Raw genomic sequence first — 16,852 nt, forward strand, 5'->3', positions numbered from 1 at the left:
GGCTAAACTCTTCCCTTTTGTTGGTAAAATGCCGACAATGCACCGTTTTTTAGCCATGTTATTTAAAATTTTAAGTAAAGGACGCTCATGCTAGTTGAATGTTTGTTATTGGTATTAGGCTTAGCGCTATTGGTATGGAGTGCCGACCGCTTTGTTTTTGGCGCGGCCGCCATCGCCAATAATTTTGGGCTATCCCCCATGATCATCGGCCTAACGATAGTCGCTTTAGGATCTTCAGCACCAGAAATTATGGTTTCGGCCACCGCCAGCCTAGAAGGTAAAATGAATACCGCGGTGGGCAATGTTATCGGCTCAAACATCACTAACATTACCTTGGTATTAGGCTTAACCGCATTACTTAAACCCTTGATGGTTTCGTCTTCCACCTTATTTCGTGAATTACCGATGGTACTCGGAGCCACTGCCGTCGCAGGATGGGTATTGCACGACCAGCAACTGGGTTACAGCGAAGGGTTTTTCTTATTAGTCTTGTTTTGTTGCTTGATGGGCTATTTAATTTTTAATGCCTTGAAACATCGCTCTGACAGCACTCACGACCCAATGATTGAGGAAGCCGAAGCGGAAATCCCCCAAGATGTCGCCACCCCCAAAGCTCTACTTTGGCTAGTAGTGGGGATGATACTACTTCCGCTCAGCGCCGACATTTTAGTGGGCTCTGCCTCTGAGATCGCCCGTTACTTTGGTATGAGCGACCTCGTCATTGGCCTAACCATTATCGCAGTGGGCACCAGCCTACCCGAGCTAGCGGCCTGCATCGCTGGTGTGGTTAAAAAAGAAGACGACTTGGTCTTAGGGAATATCATCGGGTCCAACTTATTTAATATACTTGCGGTATTAGCGGTGCCCGCGATGTTATCCCCGGGTGAGATCGATGCATTTGCCGCTGGGCGAGACTTTTATGTCATGATGGGAGTTACCGTAACCCTATTTATTATGGCCATGGGCTTTGGTAAAAAGCGCAAAATTAGTCGCTGGGAAGGGGGACTGTTGTTCAGTGCCTTCATCGGCTATCAAATACTATTATTAGTATCGTAACGATACTTTCTAAAGAAATTAACCACTAAGGGGAAGTGTGTGTCACACGATCACATCAGTGTAGCCAAACAAGTCCTTGAAATAGAAAGACTGGCGATAGACAACTTACAACAATATATTGATCAGCAATTTGCTGAGGCTTGCGAAATGATTTTGGCCTGCAAAGGCAAAGTCATTCTTACCGGGATGGGCAAATCAGGCCATATCGCCAACAAGATCGCCGCCACTTTAGCCTCTACCGGCACTCCGGCTTTTTTTGTTCACCCCGGTGAAGCCTGCCATGGCGATTTAGGCATGATCGCCGCTGAAGATATTGTATTGGCACTGTCTAACTCTGGCGAGTCGGAAGAGATCCTAGCGTTGTATCCGGTGTTTAACCGCATTGGAGTGCGCTCTATCGCCATGACCAGTAACCCTAATTCATCGATGGCACGGCTAGCGAACTACCATTTGTGCATAGCAGTACCGCGTGAAGCCTGCCCCTTAGGTTTAGCGCCAACCGCTAGCTCCACCGCCACTCTAGTCATGGGTGACGCCTTAGCCGTCGCCTTATTAGAAGCCCGCGGTTTTACCGCCGACGACTTCGCCCTCTCCCATCCGGGCGGAACCTTAGGTAAAAAACTGCTACTCAGCGTCAGCGACTTAATGCTAAAAGGGGAACAAATTCCTTTAGTCACAGTCGAACAAACTATTCGTGAGGCACTTTTTGAAATCACCGCCAAAGGCTTAGGCATGGTAGGTGTTGTCGATGAACAGCAGCACATGGTAGGAATTTTTACCGATGGTGATCTACGCCGTATCCTAGACCAACGCGTCGACATCCATGAAACGCCAATTGCTCAAGTGATGACCAAAAATCCCAAATACATTGAGCCTTCGTGGCTGGCCTTCGATGCTCTAAAGCTAATGAAAACCAAATCAATTAATGGTTTGTTTGTCCTTGAAAACACACAAGTAGTCGGAGCATTCAACATGCATACTTTGTTACAAGCTGGAGTATATTAGTGACTATTAGCACGCCCTACGGTGAAGTTAGCCAGCAAAATTTTAACGCCGCCGCCGCCATTAAACTGCTGATTTGCGATGTTGATGGGGTCTTTTCTGACGGCCGTATCTACATGGGCAATGAAGGCGAGGAGCTCAAAGCCTTTCATACCCTAGACGGTTTTGGCATAAAAGCCTTAATCAACAGTGGCCTGGAAGTGGCGGTGATTACTGGGCGTAAATCAAAGATAGTAGAGCAACGTATGCAGTCCTTGGGGATTACACAGCTTTACCAAGGGCAACAAGACAAATTGGCTGCTTACCGCGAACTACTGCAACAACTCCAACTAGCTCCTCAGCAAGTTGCCTACATCGGTGATGACTTAGTCGACACCCCCGTAATGCAGGCTTGCGGCTTGGGGGTGGCGGTACAAACAGCCCATCCTCTATGCAAGCAGGCGGCCGACCTTGTGACAAAAACCGCTGGCGGTTATGGTGCAGTACGCGAACTGTGTGACCTTATTTTGCAAGCTCAAGGTAAGCTCGAACAAGCCCAAGGGATGAGCATATGAACCGCCCTACTTGGTTTTTTGCTGGTTTATTTGTTATTGCTTTGATCCTCTGGCAACTCAGCCCCAGCGATAAGCAACAGCAAATCGGCACGCGAGAAGCCAGTAAGCCCAGTTTTATTGCCGAGCAACTGTACAGTGTGAGTTTTGCTGAAGATGGCCAACCACGCTATCGAATTTATGCCGAACAAATGGCATATTTTGAGCAACTAAAAAACACCGAATTTACGAAACCGAAAATTCTGGTATATCCCGCGCCCCACCAACCTGTATGGCAAATTGATGCCGATCAGGCTACAGTACAGCAGCAGCAATTAGTCACCCTAAATGACAATGTAGTAATTAAAAACTTAAGTCGCGGTGAATACATACGCGATTTAATTACCGAAAAATTGGATATCGACCTGCAAACTGAAACCATGAGCAGCGATCAACCGGTCACCGTATATGGTCCGTCTTACGAACTGTATGGGGTAGGTATGAACGGCGATTTAGCCAACGAAATAGTGACGTTATTAAATGATATTGAAGCGGTTTACCATAACCCACAGCAGTAAGTTAGTGCTCAGTGCGGGCTTACTTTTACTCTCTTGGACAGCAACAGCTTTAGAAGACGATTTTAATCAGCAAATCATCGTTGATGCCGACCGCCAAGAAGTTAACATTAAAGAAAACCGGGTCACCTTTTATACCAATGTAGTGGTAACCCAAGGTTCGATTAAAATGCGTGCCGACGAGCTTAGCGTGATCGGTAGTGAAGAAAAAGGCAGCGAAGTGATGATCGCCAAAGGGCAACCCGCTACCTTTTATCAAATGCTCGATAGTGGCAAGCCAATTGAGGCCGAAGCCAACGAGGTTCGCTACGATCTTAAAACACAAACCTTAACGCTCAGCAGCAATGCTCAACTCAAACAAGAAGAGAGCTTGGTCAAAGGCAGTATGATCAAATACAGCATTGATAAACAAGAAATGGTAGCCCAAGGAGATGGAAACAGTCGTGTCACCACCATTTTCTTACCGCAACAACTCAACGATATTGCGCCACAGGAACAACAGTAACGATGAGTACATTGATTGCTGAAAACCTAGCCAAAAGTTACAAAGGTCGCAAGGTAGTAAAAGACGTTAGTCTGAATGTAGAAACCGGTAAGATCGTGGGCTTACTCGGCCCCAATGGAGCGGGGAAAACCACCACCTTTTACATGGTAGTAGGCTTAGTGCCTCGCGATCATGGTCGAATTCTAATCGATGACGATGACCTATCTAGCACGGCTATGCATAGCCGTGCCCGCAAGGGTATTGGCTACCTACCCCAAGAAGCGTCTATATTTAGACGTCTATCTGTTGAAAAAAATATTCTTGCGGTGTTAGAAACCCGTAAAGATCTCGACAAACAGCAACAACAAGTGGCTTTAGACGACCTCTTAGAAGAGTTCCACATTAGTCACATTAGAAAAAACCTAGGCATGAGTTTGTCTGGTGGGGAACGCCGCCGGGTTGAAATTGCTCGTGCTTTAGCCGCCGCGCCAAAGTTTATTTTGCTTGACGAACCCTTTGCTGGTGTAGATCCTATTTCTGTTATCGATATAAAAAAGATTATTGAACACCTGCGTGATCGTGGTCTTGGCGTATTGATCACCGATCACAATGTGAGAGAAACTCTCGATGTTTGTGAACATGCCTATATCGTTAGCCAAGGCGAATTGATAGCCTCGGGGAAACCTGAAGAAATACTTGAAAATGAACACGTGAAACGAGTTTATCTCGGTGAACAATTCAAGCTATAGTTAAAGTGCAAGTAAAAAACACAATACAATAAGAAGAAGGAACAGCGGTAGTTAATGAAAGCATCTTTGCAGTTGCGTCTTGGTCAACAATTGACCATGACCCCTCAGTTACAACAGGCGATTCGCTTACTCCAGCTTTCAACACTGGATTTGCAGCAAGAAATTCAGGAGGCACTGGAAAGTAACCCTCTGCTCGAAGCGGATGAGTCACACGCCAGTGACAACGATGCTAATGAGGCTCAATCTCTTAATGACAAAATTAACGATAGCAGTATAAACAACGAAGTTGATAATAGTCAATTAGAAGCCGGCGATGCCATTAACCAAGACACTGTTTCTGATGACTTACCGGTGGATTCCACTTGGGATGATATCTACAGCGCCAGTTCAGGACCTTCAAGCTCAGGCAGCAGCGGTGTTAGCGACGACAGCGATATGTTGTTTCAAGGTGAAACCGTTGAATCTTTACAAGACCACTTAGTATGGCAGATGCAACTGACACCATTTAGTGAAGTTGACCAAGCTATTGCGTTGGCAATTATCGATGCGATTGATGAATCAGGTTACCTAACTCAAAATTGCGAACAGCTCTTAGAAGGTTTACGCGACAGTGAAAATAACGATTTAGATGTTGAGCTGGATGAAGTTGAAGCTGTATTAAAGCGTATTCAACACTTCGATCCGGTAGGTATTGGCGCGCGCTCTTTACAAGAATGCTTAATGATTCAATTAGGCCGCTTTGCCGAAGATACTCCTTGGCTAAAAGAAGCTAAAGACATTGTCACTAACCATATCGATGTCTTAGCCAATCGCGACTTCCGCTTATTGTCACGTAAAACCAAATTGAAAGAAGAGCAGTTGCGTGAAGTTATGCGACTCATTCATACCTTAGAGCCCCGTCCTGGCAACGCTGTAGAACCCAATCAGGCGCAATACGTTATTCCCGATGTCTCGGTCATAAAACGTCAAGGTCGATGGGTGGTAGAACTAAACCCTGACGCCATGCCCAAATTAAGGGTAAATTCTCACTATGCTTCACTCAGTAAAACCTCTACCAATGCCAACGATACCCAGTTTATTCGTAGTCATTTACAAGAAGCTAAGTGGTTTATCAAAAGCATTGAAAGCCGTAACGAAACACTGTTAAAAGTATCGAACTGCATTGTTCACCATCAGCAAGCCTTCTTTGAGTATGGAGAAGAAGCGATGAAACCAATGGTATTGAACGATGTAGCAGAAGCTGTAGAAATGCATGAGTCGACTATTTCTCGGGTTACCACCCAGAAATTTATGCATACTCCTCGTGGCATTTTTGAATTGAAATACTTCTTTTCCAGCCATGTCACCACCGAAGGGGGCGGGGAATGCTCTTCTACAGCAATTAGAGCCTTAATTAAAAAACTGGTAGCTGCCGAAAACAGCAATAAACCACTCAGCGATAGTAAAATTGCTGATATTTTGGCAGATCAGGGGATCAAGGTGGCAAGACGCACCATTGCTAAATACCGTGAGTCTTTGGCTATTCCACCTTCTAACCAACGTAAAAGCCTTATCTAAGGCCTATAACAGGGGACGATATCTATGCAAATTAATCTTACCGGACACCACGTAGAAATTACTGAGTCATTAAAAGAATATGTCCACACAAAATTTGCCAAACTAACCCGACGATTCGAACAAATAAATAATGTTCATGTCATCTTAAATGTGGAGAAACTAAATCAAATCGCCGAAGCGACCCTACATTTAAATGGTGGTGAGGTATTTGCCACTTCAGAACACACCGACATGTACGCAGCCATCGATAGCCTGATCGATAAACTCGATCGTCAAGTTATCAAACACAAAGAAAAACTCACTAAACACTAGTCACTCTAATGCAACTAAATAAAGTACTAAGTTTGAACTGCACGCAACGTGCAGTTCAATGCTCTTCAAAAAAACGCGCCCTAGAAATCATTAGCGAGCTGGCAGCTAGCCAATTGGATATCTCTGCTCAAAGTATTTTTGAGAGTTTATTAAATAGAGAAAAAATGGGCAGCACCGGCATTGGCCAAGGTATTGCGATTCCCCATGGGCGAATTGCTAGTGAACATCAAGCCACTGCGGTTTTCTTACGCTGTGATCCTGCGATAACGTTTGACTCCATCGACAATCAACCCGTCGATTTGGTTTTTGCCTTATTAGTCCCCGAAGACCAATGTCAGCAACACTTAAACACCCTATCTCAAGTTGCTGAAAAACTTAATGATAAACAAGTATGTAAACAACTTCGCTGCGCACAAAGTGATGACGAGCTATACAACATCATGGTAGCCTAATACTCTAAGCTTAATTAGGGGCCATCATGGAACTAATCATCGTTAGTGGACGCTCCGGTTCAGGCAAAACGGTTGCCTTACGAGTGTTAGAAGATCTCGGGTATTATTGTGTCGACAACCTTCCGGTACTGTTGTGGCAGTCGCTTATCGACAACTTAAAACAAAAGTATCCGAAGGTTGCCATTAGCATCGATATTCGTAACCTTCCAGATGAGCCCTCACCGATCGCGCGGGTGATCCGCAATGCCGGCCCCGAAGTCAACTTGCTCAGCATCTTCTTAGATGCCAAAGACGAGGCTCTAATTCGTCGTTATAGCGAGACGCGGCGAGTCCACCCACTAAGTCAAAACGGTGTTTCACTGGCCGAGGCGATTGAATCGGAAACCGCCCTATTAGAGCCCATCTCAAGTAACGCCGATTTACGGATCGATACTTCGAGGTTATCGGTTCATGAACTCAGCAGCCTGATCCGCTCGCGAGTCACCGGTGATAAACAACAACAGCTGATTATGGTATTTGAATCCTTTGGCTTCAAAAATGGTGTGCCCAGCGATGCAGACTATATGTTTGACGCACGTTTTTTGCCTAACCCGCATTGGCAAGAACAACTTCGCCCACTGACCGGTTTAGACCAAGCGGTTCAAGATTACCTCGCTGCTCAGCCCTTAGTCACTGAGTATATTGATCAAATTAGTCAATTACTTGATAGCTGGCTACCCCATTTGGAGGCCAACAACCGTGCCTACCTAACCATTGCCATAGGCTGCACCGGTGGACAACATCGCAGTGTTTATGTGGCGGAAAAGCTGGCCGAGCACTTTAGCTCAAAACGAAAAGTACAACGTCGTCATCGCACTTTGGAACATCATCTTGAAGCTCACTAGACAGGTTATCGTAAAAAACAAATTGGGGTTACATGCTCGCCCCGCCACTAAATTAGTAGAGTTGGCCCAGCAATTTAATGCTGAATTAAGTATCATGGATGGAGATAAAATCGCCTCCGCCGCCAGTGTATTAGGACTCATGGTACTCGCCAGCGCGCAGGGCAGCACCCTAACGCTGATAGCCGAAGGAGACGATGCGGAAGCTGCCTTAGATGCGGTACAAGCCTTGGTTGAAGCTAACTTCGACGAAGAATAAAACGATTGCAATAAACTCAAGCTACACTTAGCAGGCAAGGCTTGCAGCAGCACAAATAGGGATTCGCTTATGCTAGAAGAGATGGAGTTAAACCCTAACCAACATAAACGCCTTCAGGAGCTTCATCAAGCTCTAGACAGCGGTATGTTCGTGTATGTTAGGCGAATACTTCATCAAATGCCTGCCTGTGATGTCGCCTTATTATTGGAATCTAGCCCGCCTGCCGGTCGTAAGGTTCTATGGCAACTGACCGATCCCGAACAACACGGTGAGATTCTCGAAGAGCTTAACGAGGATGTCATGGAAGGGGTGTTGCAGCTGATGGCCCCCGAAAGCCTAGCCGCAGCCACCGAAAACATGGATACCGATGACATTGCCTACGTATTACGTAGCCTGCCAGACAGTGTTTATCGAGAAGTGCTGGATGCGATGGATAGCCAAGATCGCCATCGTGTAGAAGCTGCACTCGCCTATCCAGAAGATACGGCTGGCAGTATCATGAACACCGATACCATCACTCTGCGCGCCGACGTTAGCATCGATGTAGTATTACGCTACTTACGTTTACGTGGTGAACTACCAGAAGCCACCGATGCCTTATATGTGGTGGACGAAAACGACTTATTACTGGGTGATATTCCCCTTTCCACGCTACTAACAGTCAACCCCAATGTGAATGTCCGTGACGTCATGGACAGCAGCGCCGAAAGCATCGACGTCAACATGGCCGAAGATGATGTAGCCGCTCTATTTGAGCGACATGACTGGATTTCTGCCCCGGTAGTTGACGAACAGGGTCGCTTGCTTGGCCGTATCACCATTGATGACGTGGTGGATATTATTCGTGAACATGCAGAGCACAGCATGATGGGTATGGCCGGTATGGATGACGATGAAGATACCTTTGCGCCAGTGATTAAAAGTACTCAGCGCCGAACTTTCTGGCTAGGTATCAATCTCTGTGCAGCCCTCATCGCGGCCTCAATTAGCAATATGTTCGAATCCACCCTAGAGCAACTCGCCACTCTGGCTGTGTTAATGACGATAGTGCCCAGTATGGGAGGAATTGCCGGAAACCAGACTCTAGCGCTAGTAATTCGTGGCTTGGCCGTGGGTCATATTGGGGAAGGCAACTCACGCTGGCTAATTGGTAAGGAAGCAGCTATTGGCATGCTTAACGGGATGATTTGGGCCAGCGTAATCGCCTTAGTGGTCACTTTTTGGAAGGGAGACTGGACGCTAGGGGTTATCATTGCTGGAGCCATGTTTATTAACATGTCTTTGGCAGGTTTGGCCGGCGCCAGCATTCCCCTGCTAATGAAAAAGTTTAACATCGACCCGGCACTAGCTGGCGGGATGGCCCTCACCACCGTGACGGACGTAATGGGACTGTTTTCGTTCTTGGGGATGGCGACGTTAGTGCTCGCATAAGCGAGCACTGCTTTAGTGAAGCTAGTTAACTACCAGCAATTTTCATCGAAGAAATAAGCACCGAGCCAGACTGAATAGAGCTTTCTTTATCGAAGTCATCGGCAATCGCCACAATATTGGCGTAGATCTCTTGCAAGGTACTCGCCACGGTAATTTCGTGAACCGGAAAGGCGATTTCTCCGTTTTCCACCCAGTAACCCGCCGCGCCACGAGAATAATCACCGGTTACAGTATTCACTCCTTGGCCCATCAGCTCAGTGACAAGCAACCCGGTGCCCATTTGCTGTAACAGCTCTGCGCGACTGATACCGGAGTGCTTAATTTGCCAATTATGGATGCCACCGGCATGCCCAGTGCTTTGCATACCTAACTTACGCGCCGAATAGCTGGTCAGTAAATAACTCTCTAACACCCCATCAGCAATAATATGCTTGGCTTTAGGCGCGACCCCTTCACTATCAAACGGCGTGCTCGACAAGCCCTTCTTTACAAACGGATCTTCATAAATAGACAACCAACTTGGAAACACTTGTTTACCTAAACCGTCTAATAAAAACGAAGAACGCCGATATAAATTACCGCCACTAATCGCCCCCACTAAATGGCCAAATAAACCACTAGCCACGTCTTGGTCAAAAATAACCGGTACTTCACAAGTGGATATTTTGCGGCTATTTAAACGGCCTAAGGTTTTATCAACCGCCTTAGATGCAATCTGCTCAATGCTGTCTAAATCGGCAAAGTCCCGAGCTACACTATAGGAATAATCACGTTGCATATCTTTATCACCGGCGATCAACATACAGCTGATGCTATGGCGACTAGTGGGATAGCCCGCTAAAAAGCCATGACTATTTCCATATACCTTCACCCCGTAGTGACTATTGATATTAGCGCCATCACTCGCTTTAATTTTGGGGTTGCTTAAGGCCAAGTGCTCGCAACGATTAGCCACATCAATAAAATAATCGGGTTCTAAGGGATGGGGGTGAAACAACTCTAAATCGGGAATATTTGTAGCAAGTAGTTCTTTATCTGCAATTCCTGCGGCTTTGTCGGTAGACGTATAGCGACAAATATCATAAGCCGCTTTCACCGCATTTTTTATCGCCTCAGGACTCAAGTCAGAAGTTGACGCACTACCCTTACAGTTAGCCTTATACAGGGCAATGCCCAAAGCTCCATCGTGGTTAAATTCTAAGGTCTCAACCTGTTGCTCACGGGTCGCGACACTAATACCAGTTTGTTTAGAAATAGACACTTCTGACTGATCGGCACCAAGCAATTTAGCTTGTTCCAATGCAAATTCTACCGCCTGCTTTAATTGGCTTAACTCTTGGCTAACTTGTTTTTCCGGACTCATCATTGATCTTCACTTTATTCCATCGCCATAGCATAACAAAACTCATCGAGCGACTATACGCAAGAACTGGTAAGATAGTAAAAAAAGTCTCTAGAGAGTGAAAAAATGAAGAACCCGCAGCCTTATGATGAGGAAGACGAGTGGATCAGTAAGTCGGAAATAAAGCGCGAAGCCGATCGTTTAAAGAAAATTGGCGCCGAATTAGTTGCGCTAACCAATCCACAACTTGCCACCATCGAAATGAGCCCAACGCTACGCGAAGCCATTGCCTTGGCCAAGCGTTTAAAAGATAAGCGCGAAGCATATAGGCGCCATATGAACTACATTGGCAAAGTGATGCGAAGCGAGAATGAAGAGTTGATCAATGCCGGCTTAGATAAGATCCGTAACAAACACATCTATCAAGCACAGGCGCAACTGGCATTAGAAAAGCAACGCGATCAGTTAATTAGCGAAGGGGATGAAGCGATCAATGCCTTATTAGAAGCGCATCCCCAGCTAGAGCGACAAAAACTCAGACAACTGGTTCGCCAGGCTAAGAAAGAGTTAACTCAAGAAAAACCGGGCAAAGCCCATCACGAGCTAGTTAGCTACCTCAAACAAGCCTTATAAAAAAAGGGGCCTAGGCCCCTTCCTCACTTAGGCGGTACCGCCTACGGTTAACTGTTCCAACTTCAAACTAGGTTGTCCAACGCCCACCGGCACACTTTGACCTTCCTTACCACAGACTCCAACCCCTTGATCTAGGGCTAAATCATTGCCCACCATAGAGACCTGCTGCATCGCCTCAGGGCCACTACCAATAAGAGTCGCTCCTTTAATTGGGGCAGTAATTTTACCGTCTTCAATTAAATAAGCTTCTGAAGCCGAGAACACAAACTTGCCAGAGGTAATATCAACCTGCCCACCGCCAAAATTAGGTGCATAAATGCCCTTTTTAACCGAGGCGATCAGCTCTTCAGGCTCACTTTCTCCCGCTAACATATAAGTATTCGTCATACGAGGTAGAGGTAAATGCGCGTAAGACTCACGCCGGCCATTACCGGTAGAGTGGGTATTCATCAATTGAGCATTATGCTTATCTTGCATATAAGCTTTAAGCACCCCGTTTTCAATTAATACGTTATATTGGCCGGGGGTACCTTCGTCATCGATACTCACTGAGCCACGACGCTGACCTAAAGTGCCATCGTCAACCACGGTACAAAGCTTGGAGGCCACTTGTTGGCCCATGCAGCCACTAAAGGCAGAAGAGCCCTTACGATTAAAGTCTCCTTCCAAACCATGGCCAACGGCCTCATGCAGCAAAACTCCCGGCCAGCCGGCACCGAGCACTACAGGCATTAGCCCCGCAGGAGCATCGATAGCCTCAAGGTTGACTAAAGCTTGGCGCACCGCTTCGTCAACAAAGCTCATAGCGCGTTCTCGTCCGTTAACGTCTTCTAAAAAGGAACTGTACTTACGCCGCCCACCGCCACCAGCAGAACCACGTTCACGCCGCTGATTACGCTCTACTAATACACTACAGTTAAAACGAATTAAGGGGCGAATATCGGCAGCTAAAGTACCATCACTGGCGGCCACCAGCACTTCCTCATAAACTCCGCTAAGGCTAACGATCACTTGGGTCACCGCTGGATCTAAGCTACGAGCATACTTATCGGCACGTTCGAGTAGCGCTATTTTTTGCTGGTTAGATAAGCTGACCAAGGGATTATCGGCCTGATAAAACTGTTCGGCAGTCACCTTTTTGAAGGGCTTAACTAGCGCTCGTCCGGGATTAGGATTAGGACTAATACCACGTGCTGCTTGGCAAGTACGTAATAAGGCTTGATTATCAATTACATCAGAGTAAGCGAAACCGGTTTGTTCGCCGCTAATGGCTCGAACGCCCAAGCCCTGCTCAATATTATAACTGCCTTCTTTAACGATGCCGTCTTCCAATACCCACGACTCATGACGACTGTGCTGAAAATACAGATCAGCATAATCAATTTGCTGTTTCGCGACTTCGGTCAGCGCCATTTGCAATTCTAGTTCGCCAATTCCCCCTGGCAACAGTAATGACTGACTGACTTGTTCAAACGACATAGTAATTATTCTCTCCACCCTAGTTGTAATTGTTGGTGCAGCGGCAGGGGCATGTTATCCCTAACTTGCTGTAGTAATTGCGAGCTAAACTCGGCCTTGGCCGCGCCTAAATTGGTGCTTTGTACATCTAAACAACGTCCCCAAGGATCCACTATCATTGAATGGCCCCAAGTTTTACGCTGATTATCATGTGTTCCAGCTTGATTAGCAGCCACAATATAACATTGGTTTTCTATTGCTCTTGCTTGCAACAGTGCCTGCCAATGAGCTTCCCCTGTGAGTGCGGTAAACGCCGCAGGAAGCAATACAATATCACAGCCCTGTTGGCGCAGCAGCTGAAATAGGTAAGGAAAGCGCAAATCAAAACAGATGCTCATGCCGACGCGCACACCTCCAGCATCGAAATAAGCCAACTTTTGTCCGGCGACAAAATAATCTGACTCTCGATAACAACCCACGTTGTCAGCCACATCTACATCAAACAAATGCAGCTTGTGATAGTACTGAAGTAATTCGCCTTGCGGCGAAAACGCCAAGCTAGTGGTGTAACAACGTGTAGTTTGTTCGGCCTGAATAGGCACACTGCCCGCCACCAGATAAATACCATAACGTTGAGCCTGTTTGGCTAACCAAGTCTGAATAGGCCCATTAGCTAAAGCTTCGGCGACAGTTAAATAGGCTTGTTCGCCGCCACCGTACTGGGCAAAGTTTTCCGGCAAAAGCACTAAATCACCGGCGCGAGGACAAGCCTCTTGCAAGAGTTGTTCGGCTTGCTCTAGGTTATCAGTTAGGGATGAACCGGAGCACATCTGCAAAGCGATTAGATTCATTGTTGGCTCCTTACTGTCTAAATTCGTCTGGTACGGTGATTTCTTTCTTCACTCGCTCTAACTCGATAAGCTCAGGTTCAGCAATATTCCCCTTCAAGGCAAAATCAATTTGCGTTACCACTTCTACCACCGGCTCTAATAACTTAGACAAAGCCAACACCGCAACGCCGGTGGCCGGCGTCACTAAGAACGCCGCTAATACCGGTAAACTAGAGGTCACTTTAGGCGAATAACTCACGCGATAATCAATTTTCCCGGAAGCTAAATCTAGCTTGCCTTTGCCACGCATCACCCCTGCCACACCGTCGAGATAGAAATCCTGATTATCTGCCACACCATGATCAAAATTGACGCTAGCACTCATCGAATCGAAATGCAGCCCTTTTTCAAACACATCACTAAAGTCCAATTGCAAGCGGCGGCGAATGGTATCCAAACTGGCAAGACTTAAAATTCGAGTCCCCTTATCGCTTATCTCGGTCACCACACCCTTATCTGTTTTCAGCTCTAAACGCCCATTTAACGACTCTTTTTGCGGAGAGAGCAAACTGTCCTGCCAATTTAGATCAAAGTTATAACGCGCTGGCGTGTTTTTTAAGGGGCTGTCATAGCCCATATCACCAATCAGCTTTTCTAAGCTATTACTGGTAAAACCGCCTTTAAGCCCGGCGCTCTCTTGTCCATCTTGTAGCGTCCAAAACAAATCTGAACTGAGCTGGGTATGTCCCCAATCCACTCTTAAGCGCCCGTTTTGCATATTTTGCTGGGCAATCGGTAGATTAAGATTAAATTTCCCTAAACGATAAGGCCCCAACTGACAGTCTTGGCAATCAACAATTAAGGGTGGCAGCTTGGTGATCAACGACACTTCAGCTTGCTCATTCAGGCCGATAGCCACTTCAGCTTGTGGCGATTGTTCTAGTAGCGAAAAATCCACATCAGCGAGTAGTGCTTTTTCTATGTTTAAGTGTACCGGTAAGTCTAGGCTTGGTTGTTTAGGCACAGCCAAACTGGCGACCAATTGCTGAGATTCGATTTGTAAGGGAGTCTTACTGCGAGGCAAAAAAGCGATGTCTAGTTGCTCAATAGTTTGCCCAAGTAGCTTAGCCTTGGCCACCGTTCCCCGAACAAACAACAACTCGGGAACCACTAAACTAACATTGGTGTATTCACTCTCGGGAACCACCGCTGTGTTATTCGTTTGCTGCTTAGCCCAGTTTAGCCAAGGCATTAATTCTAATTCAGCAAAATCAAAGGACATCGCTAAACCTTGCCCCTGCCAGCGCAATCCATTGTTTTCGCCCAAATTTAATAAGGCATACTGCAGTTTTTTCTGACCTTCAGAAAAATCGACTTGAGCAGTTAGCGACAGAATTTTGTTTGATTCTAGGTTAATCATGCTGCTTAGCTGATTACCATTAATACTGAGCAAACTCGGCCAGCTTTGCTGGGCACTCTTATCCATAGGAGCAGGCATTTTTAAGCCCAAGCCTAGCAACTCCGAGCGAAAGTCCCCCTGATAATCAAATAAACCATCAGGCTTTAATTGAATGGCTAAATCCCCCTGCCAATCCAAACTTCCGCTAGCATACACCGCCAAGGGCATAGCAAACGCTCGTTCCATATCGGCGACGGGCCAGCGCCCTGCTAAGTCCATCTCCAATTGATAACTCCGAGACTCTGTTTTAGTTGCCAACTTCAGTGATAAGGGCAGATCCCGCCAAACTGCGGTTAACCCGCTACTACGCAACTTCTCGTTTTGAAAGACTAAACGTCCCGTCACTTGCTGTAAGTTCATACCTGTTGGCAGAACATTTAGATTATTCCCCAGAAAGTCGACATGCCCATTCACATCAACCTTACCTCCCGCAAGAGGAATGTTGAGATACACTTCGCCCTTCACCTTGCCGCCACTCAGTGGCAACTGTTGCAAACTCGAGCTTAAGGCTTCTACCGGTGATTGTTGTAGATAAGCTTGCACATCACTCGCCTCACCAGCGAGTTCACCGGTGATATAGAGCTCTGAGTGACGATAAAAGCGAGGAATACTCGCGCTAATTCGCTGAGCGGGCACCGCCCCCAACTTAGCTTGCTGGCTTTCCATGAACAAGCCGTCATTTTGGAACAATAGGTCTAGCTGTAATTCTTGTAAGGCGGGCCAATCGGGGTCAAACTGAAAACTAGCATTTTCTAAGGGCACATAAGCCTGAAAAATGCCGTCCATATTGTTATAAGGATAGTGGTTCAGTGTGCCATACCACAGCACCTGGCTATGTTTAGCCTGCCCGGCTAATAAGGCTTTTTCTAAGTACCCATACACCTTATCAGGCATCACTTCGGGGTAATACCAAAAAGCCTTGGCCGCATCTTTAATTTCAGCGTTAGCCATTAAACTCAAAAATGGCCATTTTTGGCCTTTCGCCCAAGCTAAGCGCCACTGCCCTGCAAAGTCGAGTTCAGGAGTAAGCAAATGCGTCGAAGCACTACTAATGCTAAAACCCGATTCGCCAAAATCCACATTCACAGAGGCATCTAGCTGCTCAATGTTTAAACCTTGCTTAAACTGTTCTAGCAGATGAAACTCGCCTTGTTGCTGTAACTGAATATGGGCTTGCTGCAAGTCGCCTTGCAAGGTCACGTTTAGCCCAGTCAACTTAGGAATAAAACCCTGCCCCTCGGTGGCCAATGCTTTCAGTTCAGCTTTATAGCTTAGGGACGAAGACTGCTGCTGATAACTTAACTCCCCGTCAACTAATTCACCTGCTTGTATTAAACTAGGCCAGTCAAGCGTTGGCAAAGCCTCTTGATATAAGGCCCCTGTCGCCGACCAAGCAGCCAAATTGAGCCCACTAAGTCGCCAGCGTTGTTGCGTTGGACTTAGCAAACCTTGTAATGAAAAATCACTGGCTGCACCGTTAATGGCCATGTCCCAAGGCAGTTTATCTACCCGCCACAGCTCACCTTGCTGAATCACTTGGCTCAGACCACTATGGATTTCTAGCTGCTGAGCAAATCCTTCCCCCCACTGCAACCGGCTGTCTTGCCACTGGGCCACCCAGCGGGTCGCCTGTTGAGCAGAAAAATCCCCCCACAACGACAAATTTAAATTACTATGAAACTGCTCGGCTAAACGACTGCCGGGCTCAGCAAAAGCGGCTAAGTTCACTTGCTCAGCTTGCAGATAAATCTTCGCAGTTAAATCGACTATATTGCTGGCATCCCCCTGCAAATCAACCCGCAACTTGAGACGACCTTGATTAAAATCGCCACCGATACGCAG

The 16,852-nt window shown here is 46.6% G+C and carries 17 protein-coding genes; 13 read left to right on the forward strand and 4 right to left on the reverse strand.

Annotated features, from left to right (window positions below):
• Positions 1-87: 87 nt before the first annotated feature.
• From ACQY6Q_RS08095 to mgtE, 12 genes are all read left to right on the forward strand, one after another.
• Positions 88-1,056, forward strand: coding sequence for a calcium/sodium antiporter (locus ACQY6Q_RS08095; protein WP_427979994.1), 969 nt, complete (start codon positions 88-90; stop codon positions 1,054-1,056).
• A 39-nt stretch (positions 1,057-1,095) separates the two neighbouring features.
• Positions 1,096-2,061, forward strand: coding sequence for a KpsF/GutQ family sugar-phosphate isomerase (locus ACQY6Q_RS08100; RefSeq protein ID WP_427979997.1), 966 nt, complete (start codon positions 1,096-1,098; stop codon positions 2,059-2,061).
• Positions 2,061-2,612 (forward strand): 3-deoxy-manno-octulosonate-8-phosphatase KdsC, encoded by a 552-nt coding sequence (kdsC, locus tag ACQY6Q_RS08105; protein WP_427980000.1) that lies wholly within the window; start codon positions 2,061-2,063, stop codon positions 2,610-2,612. Before ACQY6Q_RS08100 ends, kdsC begins: the two co-directional genes overlap by 1 nt.
• A complete protein-coding gene (gene lptC / locus ACQY6Q_RS08110) occupies positions 2,609-3,166 on the forward strand; it encodes an LPS export ABC transporter periplasmic protein LptC (RefSeq protein ID WP_427980003.1) in 558 nt (185 codons plus the stop codon). The genes kdsC and lptC overlap by 4 nt, the downstream gene beginning before the upstream one ends.
• A gap of 4 nt (positions 3,167-3,170) precedes the next feature.
• A complete protein-coding gene (gene lptA, locus ACQY6Q_RS08115; protein WP_427980006.1) occupies positions 3,171-3,668 on the forward strand; it encodes a lipopolysaccharide transport periplasmic protein LptA in 498 nt (165 codons plus the stop codon).
• Positions 3,669-3,670: 2 nt separating this feature from the next.
• Entirely contained in the window at positions 3,671-4,396 is a 726-nt protein-coding gene (gene lptB, locus ACQY6Q_RS08120) for an LPS export ABC transporter ATP-binding protein (protein WP_427980009.1), read from the forward strand.
• 54 nt (positions 4,397-4,450) lie between these two features.
• On the forward strand, positions 4,451-5,953 hold the full coding sequence (locus ACQY6Q_RS08125; protein WP_427980011.1) for an RNA polymerase factor sigma-54: 1,503 nt from the start codon (positions 4,451-4,453) through the stop codon (positions 5,951-5,953).
• A gap of 24 nt (positions 5,954-5,977) precedes the next feature.
• Positions 5,978-6,265, forward strand: coding sequence for a ribosome hibernation promoting factor (gene hpf / locus ACQY6Q_RS08130; RefSeq protein WP_055732833.1), 288 nt, complete (start codon positions 5,978-5,980; stop codon positions 6,263-6,265).
• A gap of 8 nt (positions 6,266-6,273) precedes the next feature.
• The gene (gene ptsN / locus ACQY6Q_RS08135; protein WP_427980014.1) at positions 6,274-6,717 is read left to right on the forward strand and encodes a PTS IIA-like nitrogen regulatory protein PtsN; all 444 of its coding nucleotides are present in this window, start codon (positions 6,274-6,276) and stop codon (positions 6,715-6,717) included.
• Positions 6,718-6,743: 26 nt separating this feature from the next.
• Positions 6,744-7,601: an RNase adapter RapZ gene (gene rapZ / locus ACQY6Q_RS08140; RefSeq protein WP_427980017.1), complete on the forward strand. Its 858-nt coding sequence runs from the start codon at positions 6,744-6,746 to the stop codon at positions 7,599-7,601.
• Positions 7,585-7,857 carry an HPr family phosphocarrier protein gene (locus ACQY6Q_RS08145; protein WP_427980038.1) on the forward strand — a complete coding sequence of 91 codons (273 nt, stop codon included), beginning with the start codon at positions 7,585-7,587 and terminating at the stop codon, positions 7,855-7,857. The genes rapZ and ACQY6Q_RS08145 overlap by 17 nt, the downstream gene beginning before the upstream one ends.
• Positions 7,858-7,926: 69 nt before the next feature.
• Complete coding sequence (gene mgtE, locus ACQY6Q_RS08150; protein WP_427980019.1) at positions 7,927-9,288, forward strand: magnesium transporter; 1,362 nt, start codon at positions 7,927-7,929, stop codon at positions 9,286-9,288.
• Between the two features lie 25 nt (positions 9,289-9,313).
• Here the strand turns inward: mgtE and pmbA are convergent, their stop codons facing one another.
• On the reverse strand, positions 9,314-10,654 hold the full coding sequence (gene pmbA / locus ACQY6Q_RS08155; protein ID WP_427980022.1) for a metalloprotease PmbA: 1,341 nt from the start codon (positions 10,652-10,654) through the stop codon (positions 9,314-9,316).
• A gap of 102 nt (positions 10,655-10,756) precedes the next feature.
• Here pmbA and yjgA point away from each other — a divergent pair, with 102 nt between their 5' ends.
• Positions 10,757-11,263, forward strand: a complete 507-nt coding sequence (gene yjgA, locus ACQY6Q_RS08160; RefSeq protein ID WP_427980025.1) for a ribosome biogenesis factor YjgA — start codon at positions 10,757-10,759, stop codon at positions 11,261-11,263.
• A gap of 27 nt (positions 11,264-11,290) precedes the next feature.
• On the opposite strand, the gene tldD is transcribed toward yjgA, so the two are convergent.
• The 3 genes from tldD to ACQY6Q_RS08175 form a co-directional block, all read right to left on the reverse strand.
• Positions 11,291-12,742: a metalloprotease TldD gene (gene tldD, locus ACQY6Q_RS08165; protein ID WP_427980027.1), complete on the reverse strand. Its 1,452-nt coding sequence runs from the start codon at positions 12,740-12,742 to the stop codon at positions 11,291-11,293.
• 5 nt (positions 12,743-12,747) lie between these two features.
• Positions 12,748-13,572, reverse strand: a complete 825-nt coding sequence (locus ACQY6Q_RS08170; protein ID WP_427980030.1) for a carbon-nitrogen hydrolase family protein — start codon at positions 13,570-13,572, stop codon at positions 12,748-12,750.
• Positions 13,573-13,582: 10 nt separating this feature from the next.
• On the reverse strand, positions 13,583-16,852 hold a 3,270-nt coding region (locus ACQY6Q_RS08175), incomplete at its 5' end, for a YhdP family protein (protein WP_427980032.1).

Source organism: Agarivorans sp. (assembly GCF_050295395.1).
In the GTDB taxonomy this organism is placed as follows: domain Bacteria; phylum Pseudomonadota; class Gammaproteobacteria; order Enterobacterales; family Celerinatantimonadaceae; genus Agarivorans.